Raw genomic sequence first — 15,997 nt, 5'->3', positions numbered from 1 at the left:
TTATTAAGCTTTTGCTTTTCCGTTAATTTTTGCTAATATTTCATCTTGAACATTCTTAGGAGCTTCAGTGTAATGGCTGAATTCCATTGTAGAAGTTGCTCTTCCTGAAGATAAAGTTCTCAATTGAGTAACATAACCAAACATTTCTGCTAAAGGTACTTTTGCTTTCACAACTTGTGAACCTGCTCTGCTATCCATTCCCTCTAATTGTCCACGTCTTCTGTTCAAGTCACCTATTACATCACCCATATTTTCTTCAGGGGTTAACACCTCTAATTTCATAATTGGCTCTAGTAGTACTGGTTTAGCTTTTCTTGATGCTTCTTTAAAACCCATCCTTGCAGCTAATTCGAAAGATAATGAATCTGAATCCACTGCGTGGAACGAACCATCAAATAAACGAACTTTTAAACTTTCAACTGCATAGCCGGCTAAAACACCATTGGCCATTGCACCTTTGAAACCTTTTTCTACAGAAGGTATAAATTCTTTAGGAATAGCTCCACCAACAATTTGGTTTACAAATTCCAATCCTGGTTTTTCTGGATCGCCTGGGATTAATTCAAATTGAATATCAGCAAACTTACCTCTACCACCTGATTGTTTTTTATATGACTCTCTGTGAGTAACCGGAACAGTAATTGTTTCTTTGTAAGAAACCTGTGGTGCTCCTTGGTTAACTTCAACTTTAAATTCTCTTCTTAAACGATCAACAATAATTTCTAAGTGTAATTCACCCATTCCTGAAATTACAGTTTGACCTGTTTCTTCATCTGTTTTTACTTTAAATGTAGGATCCTCTTCAGCTAATTTCGCTAAAGCCATACCTAATTTATCTGAATCTGCTTGGGTTTTAGGCTCAACAGCTAATCCAATAACCGGTTCAGGGAAATCCATCGACTCTAATACGATAGGGAATTTCTCATCACACAAAGTATCTCCAGTTTTTATATCTTTAAATCCTACAGCTGCTCCAATATCTCCAGCACCCAAACTATCAATAGGATTTTGCTTGTTAGCATGCATTTGGAAAATACGAGAAATACGTTCTTTATTTCCACTACGTGTATTTAATACGTATGAACCTGCATCTAATTTACCTGAATATGCACGCATGAAAGCTAAGCGGCCTACAAATGGATCTGTTGCAATTTTAAAAGCTAACGCTGCAAAAGGTTCATCATAAGAAGGTTTACGTGTTACTTCTTCATTAGTATCAGGATTAATACCTGTTACACTTTGTTTATCCATTGGACTTGGTAATAATTCCATTACTAAGTCTAACATGGTTTGAACGCCTTTATTTTTGAAAGATGAACCACATAACATTGGAACAATTTTCATATCAATAACAGCAGCTCTTAATGCATCTAATATTTCTCTTTCTGATATGCTGGTTGGATCTTCAAAGAATTTCTCCATCAACTTATCATCATACTCAGAAACTGCTTCTAACAATTTCTCTCTCCACATAAGAGATTCTTCCATCATATCTTCAGGAATAGGAATTTCTTGGAAAGTCATACCTTTATCGTGCTCATTCCAAACCATTCCACGGAAGTTGATTAAATCAACAACTCCTTTGAAACCATCTTCAGCACCGATTGGTAATTGTAAAGGAACTGCATTGCTACCTAACATTTCTTTAACCTGTTTTACCACGTTTAAGAAATCGGCACCAGAGCGGTCCATTTTATTAACGAAGCCTAAACGAGCTACGTTATAGTTATTGGCTAATCTCCAGTTAGTTTCTGATTGAGGCTCAACACCATCAACAGCACTAAATAAGAAAACTAAACCATCTAATACACGTAATGAACGATTTACTTCTACAGTAAAATCAACGTGACCAGGAGTATCAATAATATTAATTTGGTATTTGTTACCTCTGTATGCCCAAGGCACAGTAGTGGCAGCAGAAGTGATTGTTATACCACGTTCAGCTTCCTGTACCATCCAGTCCATTGTAGAAGCACCATCATGTACTTCACCAATTTTATGGTTAACACCAGAATAGTATAATATACGCTCAGTTGTAGTAGTTTTACCTGCATCAATGTGAGCTGCAATTCCTATATTTCTTGTTAGTTTTAAGTCGCGAGACATTTTGTTTACCCTTATTTATTTATTATGATATTTTAAAATGAGAGAACGCTTTATTGGCATCAGCCATTTTATGTGTATCTTCTCTTTTCTTTACTGAAGCACCTTCATTTTTAGAAGCAGCTATAATTTCAGCAGCCAATTTATCTGACATAGATTTTTCACTACGTCTGCGGCTGTATAAAATCATCCATTTCATACCTACTGCTACTTTTCTGTCAGCAGGAACTTCAATTGGAATTTGAAAAGTAGAACCACCCACTCTACGAGCTTTTACTTCTACTGAAGGCATTACATTATTTAATGCTTTTTTCCAAACATCGATTCCGCGCTCTTGTAATTTAGCTTCTACTTTATCTAATGCTTCATAAAATATAGCGAAAGAAGTATTTTTCTTTCCACTCCACATCATATTATTTACAAACCTTGTAACCAAAGTATCGTTGAACTTTGGATCAGGAGTTAAAATGCGTTTTTTTGGTTTTGATTTTCTCATTGTAATCTATCGCTTCTTTTCTTAGCTACTAAATTATTTTTTCTTTTTACCTTTTGCGTCTGCTGCAGGAGCAGCTCCTGGTTTAGGACGTTTTGTTCCGTATTTAGAACGTTGTTGTGTTCTTCCTTCAACACCTGCGGTATCTAAAGCACCACGTACAATATGGTAACGTACACCCGGTAAATCTTTCACACGACCACCACGAACTAACACGATAGAGTGTTCTTGTAAGTTGTGACCTTCTCCTGGGATGTAAGCATTAACCTCATTTCCGTTAGTTAAACGCACACGAGCCACTTTACGCATGGCCGAGTTTGGTTTTTTAGGTGTAGTTGTATAAACACGGGTACAAACTCCTCTACGTTGAGGACAATTGTCAAGTGCTGGTGATTTGCTCTTAAAAAGCACATCAGTACGACCTTTTCTAATTAGCTGTTGTATAGTTGGCATATTAATTAAATACTAAATATCCTTTTTTTAAAGGGCTGCAAAAGTAGACAGAATAGTTTAGCAATACAAGTGCTTGACAAAAAATATTTTAATAAGACTAATAAAATACCATTTGCTGAGCGGGTTGAATTTAAAACTAACCATCAGACAGTGCCGCTTGGGACTTTTCCCGTTAAAAGGGCTGCAAATATAATTTAGTTAATGGGTTATGCAAGTTATTTTGCTATTTTTTTTATTTTTATTTTTGAAAACCAATGAGAAAACAAAAAAAATGCCCTTTCGGGCAATTCACTTTTAAGCTATTTCTTTTAATCTAATCCAAGCCCCAAGCATCGTACAAGGCATTGATAAATTTATTTTCACCATTTTCCATTTTATTGTCGGCCATACAGATTTTCATGGCAAACTGTAGTATTTTATTACGTTCATTACTTGTACTAATTTTAAAAAACTGCTCAGCAGTTTCAATAAAATGATCCATCATATCATCCATAGGATAAGCCATCAAAAAAGCTTGCTCCTTAATTAAATCAATAGGTTGTCTAAAGCTTTTCTCTAAAAAATCTAACAATACATTTGATTCAGCTTTTTCAATTTTACCATCTACTTTTGATATGATCATCAACAAATGAAAACCTGCCTCGGTTTTATTCATTTTATTTATAAACTGGGTAGCCATGGGACTTCTTATATTTATTAGGAAAGATATTAAATTATTTTTTATATGCAAGAAATTTATGAAATTTTATTGCCGTCACATAATTGACTAGCAATAAAATAGGAATTATATTAATTGCTGGGTATGCGCTTTTGTGTCTACTTTTTCTATTACTTTTTCCAAAATACCTTTTTCATTTATGACAAATGTAGTACGTAATACCCCCATATACTTTCTTCCAAACATCATTTTTTCACCCCAAACTCCATATGTATCAGCTACTGAATGGTCCATGTCTGACAATAGGCTAAAAGGTAATTGGTACTTTGTAATAAACTTAATGTGCGATTTTGCACTATCAGGGCTCACTCCTAATATTTCGTAACCCTGGGCTTGAAAGGTATGGTAGTTATCTCTTAAATCGCAAGCTTCGGTTGTGCAGCCAGGAGTTGAATCTTTTGGGTAAAAGTATAGAACTAACTTCTTGCCTTTATAATCGGCTAAGGAAACGGTTTCTCCATTTTCATTAGTGCTTTTAAATATTGGTGCTTTATCGCCTTCTTTTAATATTGTCATAATTTAGTTCGTTATAAATTGTCGTGATTGATTAGAATATGATAGGCATGATAAAAAGTTTCTCTGCCACGTTTCCTTTTTTATCTGTAACACGGATTAGTATTTCTGGTTTTATAGTAGCCATGTCTTTTTGCTTACTATCTTTATTTTGAAGCACTAAATTATTCCATACCTCATCAAAATGATAAGTTAGCAGGTTGCTTTTAGCATCATAATCTAATAAAATCCACTGACCGTTTAAATAACCTTTGTATTTTCCAATTCCACTAAAATTATCTTTTATCTCAAAGTAATAATGTAGTGAATCGTTAACTGCTTCTTCTGTATTTATAAAAACTTGTTTTATAACAGGTGCAGTAGTATCTAAGGTTACAAAATAATGTCCAAAATTACTGGCTTTAGCTTTTACAAATCCGTTCTCAAAACTACCGCCAGCACTCCTATAATTTTTTCCATCGGTTAAGTAATAAGCCAGCATCAATTTACTTTCATACTCTTTTTTTACCTTTATCGGTTTAATGCTTATATCGGCCGCTTTGTGAATGGATGCTGTTAAATTTGATATGCAATAAACTTTGCTTAAAGTACTTTTCGTTTTGGGTAAAATGGTGTACTCATAATAAGTTGTATCATACAATGATTTTGGAACCATCTCAAATAAAAATTCTTTGCTTTTTATATTGTTTTGCTTTAATGGATAAAAAACTTTTTTACCTTTTAAAGAATTCGCATTCACTAATTTTTCTTTATCCATTTTTTTAGGCAATCCCTTTATCGGAATGGCTAAAAAATATTTATTTTCATTAAAGTCACTTACCTCAAAAACAAGTGTATCTAAACTATTTTTTGCAATGGTTACTTTTCCTTTTTGTGTATTGGTTTCATAGGTGCTAAATTCATTTCCATCATCAACAAAACATTTTTGAAAACGTATTTTGTTTGTTTTATAAAATGGATAATCGATATGTGCATTTATATACTTGCTCTCATCAAAAGCAAACTGATCTAAGGTATGCTTAAATACCTGTTTTGATTGCCAACTAAGCTGATAACTATAAATGCCTTTTTCTTCTTCCTGGTTGTGAATATAATCGTAGGTTTCTATTCCAAAACCATATACATCAGCATCTAATTCTATTGAATTTTTATAAATAAAATAATATGGTTTTTCGGTAGTTATTAATTGTGCATTATTTATTTTTAAACGTTGTTTAAGTAGTAACCCATCGGTAGTGAATTTATAAATAAATACATTTTTTATAAATGGTGTTAGGGTATCAATAGGTATAATGCCAAATAGTGCCGGGTTTAAAATCTTTTCAGATTTTGTATTTCTTATTTCATAATGAACATGTGGACCTGAACTGCCTCCACTATTACCACTTAAACCTATTAAATCTCCTTTTTTTACCAATAATACGGGCTTCTCAAAAACATAATCAAATTCAAAGGTTTGGTTTTTGTACTGATGGTTATGAATCCATTCGGCTATTTTACCTGAATACTTTTGTAAATGTCCATAAACCGTTGTATAACCATTTGGATGGTCAATATAAATGGCTTTTCCATAACCTATACTTTGAATTTTTATGCGGGATACATAACCATCGGCACTGGCATATACTGGTAAACCTTCGCGCTGATTAGTGCGTAAGTCCATACCACTATGGAAATGGTTATCACGCAGGCCACCAAAAGGCGAAACTAAATTAGGTAATGAATCTAATGGATAACGAAAGTAATTTTGCGGGTAGTTTTGAGCATTAACTGTTCTCTTCAAATTAACTACAACACTCAAAAGTATGATTACTAATTTACCCCACTTCATCCTATTATTTTACCTCACAGGTTAACATTAAATCAGTACCAATAAATCCTTCTAATTTATCTCCAATATTAACCTGGCCAACACCTGCCGGGGTACCTGTATAAATTAAATCTCCTACCTTTAATGTAAAATATTGCGATACAAAACTTACTATTTCTTCAAATGAAAAAATCATTTGTGAAGTATTCCCTTTTTGCACTAATGCTCCATTTTTTTGTAAACTAAAATCTATGTTCTTTAAATCTATATTTTCTATATTGATAAAATTTCCGATAGGCGCTGAACCATCAAATGCTTTGGCTAATTCCCATGGTAAACCTTTGCTTTTTAGCTCACTTTGTTTATCGCGAGCAGTAAAATCAATACCTAAACCAATTTCGGAAAAATAATTGTGTGCAAATTTCTCTTGGATTTTTTTTCCTACTTTATTAATTTTAATAACTAATTCTACTTCATGATGCACATCATTGCTAAAATCCGGTAAGTAAAAAGGTTCATTGTTTTTAAGCAGGGCAGTATCGGGCTTACTAAATATAACTGGGTTTTCAGGAACTGCATTACCTAACTCTTTAGCATGTTCACTATAATTTCGCCCTACACAAAGTATTTTCATGGAATAATTTTAAAACTAATTTCTACTGCGAATATATTTTTATATTGAATAAAATTATTGGTAAAATAATTATCAAAAATCATTCATTATGCTTACAAATACGCTTTACTTTGCAACGCTTTTGAATAACCAAGTTACTATATTATCAAAACTTTGCAGCGAGTTTGGAATTACACATGCTGTAATTTGCCCTGGCTCTCGTTCAGCCCCTTTGGTATTTGCTTTTAACCGCAATAAAAACTTTAAAACTTATACTATAATTGATGAGCGCAGTGCAGCTTATATTGCTTTAGGTATAGCGCAGCAATTACAAAAACCTGTAGCATTAATTTGTACCAGTGGAACTGCTGCGGTTAATTTTTATCCTGCTATTGCGGAAGCTTTTTATCAAAAAATTCCTTTGGTGGTTTTAACTGCGGATAGGCCTTTGGAAATGATTAATCAACAGGACGGACAAATGATTAATCAAATTAATTTGTTTGGCTCTCATGTTAGGGCTAGCATGCAGTTTTCAGTTCAAAGTTCGCAACTTGAGGTGCAAAATGTTTTAGAAAAATCAACTAATCCTGTTTTGGGCCCTGTACATATAAATGTGCCGCTGATAGAGCCTTTATACGAAAATTTAATTCCCGAAATAGAATTAATACAACTTGAGACTAACAAAGAAAAATCGGTTGAATTTGATACTACAAAACTGAGCGATGCTGTTGTCAAGAGTAAGAAAAAAATAATTTTAGTAGGGCAACTTTTACCTAACAGGGCATTGAATAAAGTGCTTATTGCATTACAAGAAAAGGGGTTTATAATTTTAGCTGATGTAGTTTCCAATCAACATGAAAACATTTGGTTAAAACAGTTTGATCTTATTATAGCACAAGCTACTAAAGATACTTTACAAGAACTGGAACCTGATTTAATAATAAGTTTGGGTGGCCCCGTTTTATCAAAAGCATTAAAGTTGTGGTTAAAGCAACAACAACCAAGCTTTCATTTCAGAATTCAGCAAGACGAAACATTAGTTAACACTTACAATAATGTAACTGATTATATTTTTTCAAGCAATATTTTGGTATTGAATTCAATAAATAATCTGTCTTTAGCAACGGATAGTTCTTATAGTGAACTCTGGTATAAAATTGAACAAAAAAGCAATGCATTAACCAAACACTTTACCATAAGTAATACTGCTGTTTTTAACGAATTAGTTGCTGTAGATACAGTATTGGATAATTTGCCTTCCAACAGCCAGTTACATATTGCCAATAGTACATCTATTCGTTATGTAAGCTATTTAGGTGTACCCCAAAAACAATTAACCGTATTTTGCAACAGAGGAACCAGTGGTATTGATGGCTGTAGCTCCACAACAATTGGGGCTGCTTTGGCTAACAATAATATTACTACATTAGTTACAGGTGATTTGGCTCTTTTCTATGATAGAAATGCATTTTGGAATAATTATGTACCAAAGAATTTACGTATAATTTTATTAAACAATAGCGGTGGCGGTATTTTCAATTTAATTGATGGACCCAGCGGCACACCCGAATTGGAGCAATTTTTCTTAACGAAACATCATTTAAAAGCTAAAAATTTAGCTACAGATTTTGGATTAATTTACGAAAATTGCACTTCGCAAGATGAATTGAATAATGCGTTAAAAACATTTTTCGAACCATCGGACACAGCTAAAATAATAGAACTTAGTTTTGACATGGAAGCAAGTGCGGAGGTATATAAAGTGTTTAGAAAAATGAATATTGACCATAGTTGATAGACGACAGACCATAGAGAATTTTAACTATGATCTATTAGCTATCAACTATTAACTAAATAAAATATGACAAGCAAATATAATTGGACTACTCTGAAGGAGTACAAGGAAATTTTATTTCAATACTATGAAGGTATTGCAAAAATTAGTATTAACCGACCTCATGTGCACAATGCATTTACACCATTAACGGTACAGGAAATGAGTGAGGCCATGGAACTCGCACGTCAAAACCAAGATGTAAGAGTAGTAATTTTAACCGGAGAAGGTGGTAAAGCTTTTTGCAGTGGTGGCGATCAAAGTGTACGTGGACATGGCGGTTATGTGGGTGACGATGGAATTCCACGTTTAAATGTGTTGGATTTACAAATGCAAATCCGCAGAATACCTAAACCGGTTATTGCTATGGTGGCGGGTTACGCTATTGGTGGTGGGCATGTATTACATGTAATTTGCGACATTTCAATAGCTGCCGAAAATGCTAAATTTGGTCAAACAGGACCGAAAGTGGGTAGCTTTGATGGTGGTTTTGGCGCGGGCTACTTAGCACGTGTAGTTGGACAAAAGAAAGCACGCGAAATTTGGTTTTTATGCGACCAATACAATGCACAGGAAGCATTGGATATGGGTTTAGTGAACAAAGTAGTTCCATTGGAATTATTGGAAGATGAAACCATTAAATGGTGCCAGAAAATGATTGAAAAAAGCCCCGTTGCATTGCGTATGATCAAGGCTAGTTTCAATGCTGAACTGGATGGACAAGCAGGTATTCAGGAGTTAGCAGGAAATGCTACTTTATTATATTACCTGAGTGATGAAGCCAAAGAGGGTAAAAATTCATTTTTAGAAAAGCGTAAACCTGACTTTAGTAAATTTCCTAAATTTCCATAATGGTTAAAAATAATAAGGCATAAAAAAAGCAGACAAAATTGTCTGCTTTTTTTATGCCTTAAGCTTATAATACTATTTAACAAACTTAGTTGTTAAACGACCTTGATTGGTCATCACTTCTATTAAGTAAGTACCATTACTCAAGTTGGAAATATCTAATTTGCTACCTGTACTTGTGTAATTGTTTATTTGTTTTCCTGTAATATCAAATACTGATACTTGCTCTATTTTAGCATTTTTATTTACTTCAATATTTAATTCGTTAACGGCAGGATTTGGATAAACTGTAGCTGTTAAAATATTATTGATTGTTTCAAAATATTTATCAATGCTTGTTCTGTTTTTAGCAATGGCAATTTCGAAACGTTTGTCTCCATAGCTTCCGGTAACTGAATCCATCACAAAAGAATAAGTAGTGCTATCCATTAAAGGTGTTGTTGTATTTGTAAATTTATCAATTAAAACAAAATCACTACCGGTAAAACCATTTACCCCATAAAAAGTAAATTTAAAGGTGCTTGCCTTTGCTGCAATAACTTTTAATGGAACTACTGTTAAATCAGCTAACTCAGGAATTACGCTGGCTGTTAATTGTTGTCCATCCTGACCGTATGATGATACGTTTACATTGGCATTACTTAATTTTATAATATCGAAACCATCATAGTTATTAGTTGAACCCGGCATTACTTTAAAGAAATACTTATCTATTTCATTGCTGGCAGCAGTTTCCATTCTAATTTCCAATTCAGGCTCTTTCATTTTAAAAGTTGATGAAGGCGTAATGGTTGATTTAAATGTTTCAGTAAATGTTAATGCTGGGCTTGCTCCGGTAGCTTTAATATAAAAAGCTGAGCCTGATGGAATAATTCCACTTGTTAAACCTCCTGTATTTGAGCTTGCATTGTAACTTAAATATGCATTGGTTGTACCATCAAAAATATAAACTGTCGGATCCATATTGGTTCTGTTTGAACCTCCATCGTAAAAAGAATTCCAATCGTATCCGCTAGCGTATGGATTTCCCAACATATTCCAACCATCGTTGGCAGCATTACCCGATGAAGTAAACGTTGGACTAAAAACAAAATTTCCATTGTTTAAAGGTCCAGTTACTGACAATGTAACTGCATCCTGCGGATCGTATGGTGGTACTAATTTAGCACCGCTTCTAGAACCTCTGACAAAAACTCTAAAACCTTTTCCTATTGTTAACGGATCGGTTGAACCATTAGTAGCTGATACCCATCCTGTATTTAAATCGCCAGTTATTAAAGTTTCATCGTAAGTATAAACTGAAGGTTGATCACCTACGGTTGCATCAAAATTATTGGTAGCTCCACCCGGTCCTGAAATATGAATGGTGTTTTTCCAAGCACTCATGGTTGCACCTGAAACAGGAGAGGCTAAAAATCTATATCTTCTGCCGGCAGCAGTAATAAATCGTTGAACATTTGCATTACCTGATATAGTACCTGTGCTAGTACCAACATTTGCTGTTTTGCTTGCGGTTGAGGCAATTGTAACGTTGCCATTTAAATTTAAAGTTCCACTAGTACAAGTTAACAGGTCAGTTATTGTTGTTGCTGCATTTACAGTGGCTGTGTTTGAACTTTTGCTACAAGTTAATGTATTAATACTTGCACCTGCTCCAAAATTAATTGATTGTGCAGCGGTATGTCTTAAAAATATAGTACTGGTACTTGGTGTAAAAGTACCTGAATTGGCTACGTTACCGCCAAAACTAATGGTGTTTCCACCAGTTACAAATGAAGCTGAACTATTAATAGTAAAAGTACCTCCAACATATAATGAACCTGAAGAAAGGGTAACCGCTGCTGTTGTATTTCCTATAGTCAAGTTAGGAATAGCTCCGGTTGAACTTGAAACATTACCCACAATACTTTGAGCCGAAGTACCGTTCATATTGATTGTACCTGTTAAAGTAGTTCCCACGGTTGTTGCATTATGCCCACTAACATCTAATCCTCCTTTTAGGTTAATAGTACCCGTTGCAAAGTTCAAAATTGATGAACTTGAATTACCTGATAAGTAAAGCGTATTATTAACTGTAATTGTTGAACCTAAAGTAATGGTAACCGCTGCATTTGTTGAATTGTATAATTCTAAATCAAAGAAAGTAAAATTAGGAACCGTCCTGGCTCCTCCAGCAGTAAAACGAAATTTACCTGAATTATGAACAAATGTGCCTGCAGTATAGGTTAAAGTACCTCCTAGTGAAGTTCCATTTGTTGTATTGCTTGATGCTCTGAAAGTAGCATTGTTACTGGTACCTGTTCCAAAACTTAAAGTACCTGCAATAGTAATTTGTGTAGCGTTTGTTCCATCAAACTCTCTTGTTGTTGTAATATTATTACCAAAGAAAAGTGACGTACAGGCAAATGTATTTACACCGACAACTATACGACCAGCGTTTAAATTGATAACACCAATTTCAAATGCAATAGCATCATCTATAGTTATTGTACCAGTATAGCCAGCTGCAAGCGTTAAACCAACTCCGGTAAGGGTAGCATTAGCACCTGCATCAACATAGCAATCATCAGTACTGGTACCATCGAATCTAATAGATTCTGACCCATCAGGAGCAGCACCACTCGACCAATTCCCGTCATCGCTCCAAACGCCCGTTCCGTTTGCATTGGTCCATGTATTTGTTTGTGCAATAGCCGGTATAACCAAGGCTAGCACAAAAAATAACATTGTAATTTTACGTATAAATGATTTCATAGTTTTCACTTTTAGTTTAGTTTGCGAATGTAATTTTTTTTACCCGTAAAACAAGCAGACAAACGGTTTTATAATAAAATTTTAATGTGCTATTTCTTGTCAGTCATTTTGTTGTCAATCAAAGCATTATTGTATTGCTGTATGACTATTTTTATTAATGTATCGAGATAGGATTTTTGTTGTTGAAACACTGCTTTATTAATCAAATTATTAGCCATTAAACTGTCTGTTTTTATTTCATAAAAACCCAGTCCTGACTTTCCAGTAAAATGGTATGTAAATGAATCTTTAATGATTTGATAATATCCATTTTGGTAAGTGAGTGAAAATCGATTGGTATCATTTCCATCAAAACTAAAATATGGTTTTTTGTAATTGGTTAATTTTAAAACCATGGGTAAAATGGATAACTGCTGGGTGATTGTATCATTTTTTTCAAAATAAGGTTTTCGGGCATCATACACCAATAAAGGAATTTCGTATTTCCCGGCATCTGTATTGTATTTGGCTTTACTATTTAAAGAGGAGTGATCGGCTGTAATAATAAAAACGGTATTTTTATACCAAGGCATATATTTAATTTTTGCAAAAAACTGCTGTAAACTGTAATCAACATAACGAACGGAACGATACATTTCTTGTTTTTCTTTTGGGAATTTTGCCTGTAACTCTTTGGGTATATTGTACGGGTGATGTGAAGAAAGGGTAAAACAAGTTGAGAAGAAGGGTTTCTTTTTTGCATTTAACTCGTCAGCCCAATAACTTAAATATTTATCATCGTAAATTCCCCAATTGCCATCATAATCGTTTTGATTTGGGTATTCATTTTTGCCATAATAATCTCCGCCATTGGTATTGGCTATAAAATTATCGAAACTCATGGTTCCGTTTATGCCGCCATGATAGAATGATGTTTTATATCCCTCCTCGCTCAGGTAAGCACCAATGCTTTTTAATTGATTGGTCTGGTAATAACTGCTTATGTAATCAGTTTCCATCCAACTTGGCATAGAAGCCATAATACAAGAAACTCCTTCAATGCTTCTTTTGCAATTAGCATAACATTGGGTATAAACGGTAGCATGTGAAGCAAGGCTATCAATAAAGGGTGTAAAACCCTCACCATTGTTGTAAAAACCAACATATTCTTTGCCGAGGCTTTCTACAATAATAAGTACTACGTTTGGCTTTGTAGTATCTGTTATATTGGTATTTTGCTTCACTAATTGGTAATATTGGTCTGCAATATTCTGTGTAAAATAATTTTGTTTTTCAAGCCCTACTTGCTGCACACTCATAATTACATGAAAGGGGGTATTGGTAGCCAAGTTTGCGGCATTCACTCCTACCAGCCTAGCTGCATCAAAAGTGTTTAATGGAATTAATGCAAAACCTCCACGTGCACCTATAAATGATAATGCTGCGATAACTGGTATTAATGCGGCTTGACAATACCATGACCATTCTTTTTGGGTTAACGTAAGCTTTGTATAGTTATAACATTTGTTTAGTAAAAAAAGTAAAACAAAAAACAGCAGGAACGCATACCAGTAATCTATTAAGTAATTAAATATAACCAATCCTTTTATTTCGCTCTTCATACCCATTAATTCAATTCCTGAGCGTTTACCACTGAATGAATAATAACTGGTATCAATTAAATTAAGTAATAGGGCAATTCCGTTCACGGTTAAAAAATAAATTTTTAACACTTGTTGGTACCATTCTTTTTGCCTTAAAGCTATAGGTATTATATGTAGTAAAATAAAAATAGCGTTGGTATATATAATGGCTGATGTGTCAAATAACAACCCGTAATAAAACGTGCTTATTATTTTTACAAACCCTAATTCATACATTGATGTATTAAACAATAAAAAAATCAGTCTACATAAAGCATAAAATATATATATAATGGCAAGCCTTTGTAACAATGCTTTTAAGTGCGGAATGTTATTAAACATAAAAGCAAAAATAATTTTTAAATTATGTTTAGGATATAATTTTTCTTTCATTTTATTTGAAGTATTGCATGATTATAAAACAAAATATATCGTTAAAACCATATAACACATTTGGAATAGAAGCCAAAGCCGCTGATTTTATTGAGATAAACTCTATTGAAGGTTTAAATTTTATTATTGATAACTTTAATTTAGCGCATAGAAAAATGATGATTCTTGGGGGTGGAAGTAATATTTTACTCACTAAGGATTACGATGGCCTGGTTTTAAAAATGGATATACTTGGCATTGAAAAAATAGCTGAGGATGATAATGCTGTTTTTGTGAAGGCCATGGCCGGAGAAAAATGGCACAACTTTGTTTTATATTGTGTAAGCAATGGGTATGCGGGAGTAGAAAACTTATCGCTTATACCTGGTTGTGTGGGAGCTGCTCCAATGCAAAATATTGGCGCTTATGGTGCTGAAATTAAAGATGTTTGTTTTGAGGTAGAAGCTTACCATACTGATACGAACGAACGTAAGGTATTTACGAATGCTGAATGTAAGTTTGGATATAGGGAAAGTATTTTTAAACACGAAGCAAAAGGATTATATATTATTACCTCGGTAACTTTTAAGTTGAATAAAAAAGCCAACCTTAACATTTCTTATGGAGCCATTGAGGAGGTACTAAAAAATAAGAACATCATTCAACCGTCTATTAAGGATGTGAGTGATGCTGTAATTGAAATAAGGCAATCAAAACTACCAAACCCTACTATTTTGGGCAATGCGGGTAGTTTTTTCAAAAACCCTGAAATACAAACTGAAAAGTATTTACAGCTGAAAGAACAGTTTACTGATATGGTTGGTTATAAAACTGGAGATAGCACTACTAAACTTGCTGCAGGTTGGTTAATTGAACAATGTGGCTGGAAAGGGAAAGTAGTTGGCAATACGGGCTCGCATAAAAACCAAGCTTTGGTTTTGGTTAATTATGGCGAAGCTACCGGCAATGAAATATGGAACTTAGCCCTTGCTATTCAAAAATCGGTATTGGATAAATTTGGTGTAACCATAGTTCCTGAAGTAAATATTATCTAACAACATCAATTTTTCTTCATTGATTTTCTCTAACCTATTATAAATAAAAAAAGCCTTTCACGAGGAAAGGCTTTTGAATCGAATATTGTAAAGTGTTGTTTAAAAATTTATTTTACTTTTTCAACAATGGCTTTGAAAGCATCAGGATGGTTCATAGCTAAATCTGCTAATACTTTACGGTTTAAACCTAAACCTTTTTTAGCTGCTAAACCAATAAATTGGCTATAGCTTAATCCATGAGTCCTAACACCTGCGTTAATACGCACTATCCAAAGTGAACGGAAATTACGTTTTTTGGTTTTACGGTCGCGGTAAGCATAGTTTAAACCTTTGTCTATGGTATGCTTGGCAACTGTTAATACATTTTTACGAGCTCCCCAATAGCCTTTAGCTAATTTAAGGAGTTTTTTTCTGCGCCTTCTTGAGGCTACTGAATTGACTGAACGTGGCATAATTTAATTTTTAGTTTTTTGAACCTAAGCGATCATTTCGGTTAGCATGATTCTTTGGGGCTTTTGTTCGGGTTAATACTTGTTTTGAAACCGATTTTAGTTTGGGTAATAATTTATTTGAAGACATTGCATGCAATGTCTCTACGAAAACTATTTACCTATTCCTAATAAATTTTTAACCAATCCCATATCAGGTTTACTGATATATGCAACCCCTGTAAGGTTACGTTTTTGTTTGGTTGATTTTTTTGTTAAAATGTGGCTTTTGTATGCTGAACCTCTCTTAATTTTTCCACTAGGAGTGGCTTTAAAGCGTTTCTTGGCCGCACTGTTTGTTTTTACTTTTGGCATTTTAA

Annotated in this window: 14 protein-coding genes; 3 read left to right on the top strand and 11 right to left on the bottom strand. The window is 33.8% G+C overall.

The genetic code is table 11. The annotated features are described in order from the left end of the window. Nucleotides 1-3: 3 nt before the first annotated feature. The 7 genes from fusA to V4538_05315 all read right to left on the bottom strand — a co-directional run bounded on the left by fusA (nt 4) and on the right by V4538_05315 (nt 6,724). Nucleotides 4-2,106 carry an elongation factor G gene (gene fusA, locus V4538_05345; protein MES2380445.1) on the bottom strand — a complete coding sequence of 701 codons (2,103 nt, stop codon included), beginning with the start codon at nt 2,104-2,106 and terminating at the stop codon, nt 4-6. A 22-nt stretch (nt 2,107-2,128) separates the two neighbouring features. Beyond that, nucleotides 2,129-2,599, bottom strand: coding sequence for a 30S ribosomal protein S7 (gene rpsG / locus V4538_05340; protein ID MES2380444.1), 471 nt, complete (start codon nt 2,597-2,599; stop codon nt 2,129-2,131). Between the two features lie 33 nt (nt 2,600-2,632). Further along, the gene (gene rpsL, locus V4538_05335; GenBank protein ID MES2380443.1) at nt 2,633-3,049 is read right to left on the bottom strand and encodes a 30S ribosomal protein S12; all 417 of its coding nucleotides are present in this window, start codon (nt 3,047-3,049) and stop codon (nt 2,633-2,635) included. 313 nt (nt 3,050-3,362) lie between these two features. Continuing rightward, nucleotides 3,363-3,704 (bottom strand): TerB family tellurite resistance protein, encoded by a 342-nt coding sequence (locus V4538_05330; GenBank protein MES2380442.1) that lies wholly within the window; start codon nt 3,702-3,704, stop codon nt 3,363-3,365. Between the two features lie 129 nt (nt 3,705-3,833). Further along, complete coding sequence (bcp, locus tag V4538_05325; GenBank protein ID MES2380441.1) at nt 3,834-4,283, bottom strand: thioredoxin-dependent thiol peroxidase; 450 nt, start codon at nt 4,281-4,283, stop codon at nt 3,834-3,836. A gap of 31 nt (nt 4,284-4,314) precedes the next feature. Beyond that, nucleotides 4,315-6,063 carry a M23 family metallopeptidase gene (locus V4538_05320; GenBank protein MES2380440.1) on the bottom strand — a complete coding sequence of 583 codons (1,749 nt, stop codon included), beginning with the start codon at nt 6,061-6,063 and terminating at the stop codon, nt 4,315-4,317. Nucleotides 6,064-6,115: 52 nt separating this feature from the next. Continuing rightward, complete coding sequence (locus V4538_05315) at nt 6,116-6,724, bottom strand: fumarylacetoacetate hydrolase family protein (protein MES2380439.1); 609 nt, start codon at nt 6,722-6,724, stop codon at nt 6,116-6,118. 88 nt (nt 6,725-6,812) lie between these two features. On the opposite strand from V4538_05315, the gene menD reads away from it, so the two are divergent. Further along, complete coding sequence (gene menD, locus V4538_05310; protein MES2380438.1) at nt 6,813-8,498, top strand: 2-succinyl-5-enolpyruvyl-6-hydroxy-3-cyclohexene-1-carboxylic-acid synthase; 1,686 nt, start codon at nt 6,813-6,815, stop codon at nt 8,496-8,498. A 66-nt stretch (nt 8,499-8,564) separates the two neighbouring features. Next, the gene (gene menB / locus V4538_05305) at nt 8,565-9,389 is read left to right on the top strand and encodes a 1,4-dihydroxy-2-naphthoyl-CoA synthase (GenBank protein ID MES2380437.1); all 825 of its coding nucleotides are present in this window, start codon (nt 8,565-8,567) and stop codon (nt 9,387-9,389) included. A gap of 72 nt (nt 9,390-9,461) precedes the next feature. On the opposite strand, the gene V4538_05300 is transcribed toward menB, so the two are convergent. Together V4538_05300 and V4538_05295 are read right to left on the bottom strand one after the other, a co-directional pair. Next, a complete protein-coding gene (locus V4538_05300; protein MES2380436.1) occupies nt 9,462-12,140 on the bottom strand; it encodes a T9SS type A sorting domain-containing protein in 2,679 nt (892 codons plus the stop codon). Between the two features lie 89 nt (nt 12,141-12,229). Next, nucleotides 12,230-14,155 carry a sulfatase-like hydrolase/transferase gene (locus tag V4538_05295; protein ID MES2380435.1) on the bottom strand — a complete coding sequence of 642 codons (1,926 nt, stop codon included), beginning with the start codon at nt 14,153-14,155 and terminating at the stop codon, nt 12,230-12,232. Between the two features lie 17 nt (nt 14,156-14,172). Between V4538_05295 and murB the strand changes: the two genes are divergently transcribed. Beyond that, a complete protein-coding gene (gene murB / locus V4538_05290) occupies nt 14,173-15,189 on the top strand; it encodes a UDP-N-acetylmuramate dehydrogenase (GenBank protein MES2380434.1) in 1,017 nt (338 codons plus the stop codon). A 107-nt stretch (nt 15,190-15,296) separates the two neighbouring features. On the opposite strand, the gene rplT is transcribed toward murB, so the two are convergent. Further along, a complete protein-coding gene (rplT, locus tag V4538_05285; protein MES2380433.1) occupies nt 15,297-15,641 on the bottom strand; it encodes a 50S ribosomal protein L20 in 345 nt (114 codons plus the stop codon). 150 nt (nt 15,642-15,791) lie between these two features. Further along, nucleotides 15,792-15,992, bottom strand: a complete 201-nt coding sequence (gene rpmI / locus V4538_05280) for a 50S ribosomal protein L35 (protein MES2380432.1) — start codon at nt 15,990-15,992, stop codon at nt 15,792-15,794. Between the last annotated feature and the right edge of the window lie 5 nt (nt 15,993-15,997).

The organism is Bacteroidota bacterium, from assembly GCA_040388375.1.
Lineage (GTDB): Bacteria > Bacteroidota > Bacteroidia > UKL13-3 > UKL13-3 > JAAFJM01.
This window is presented reverse-complemented; position numbering and strand designations above follow the sequence as displayed.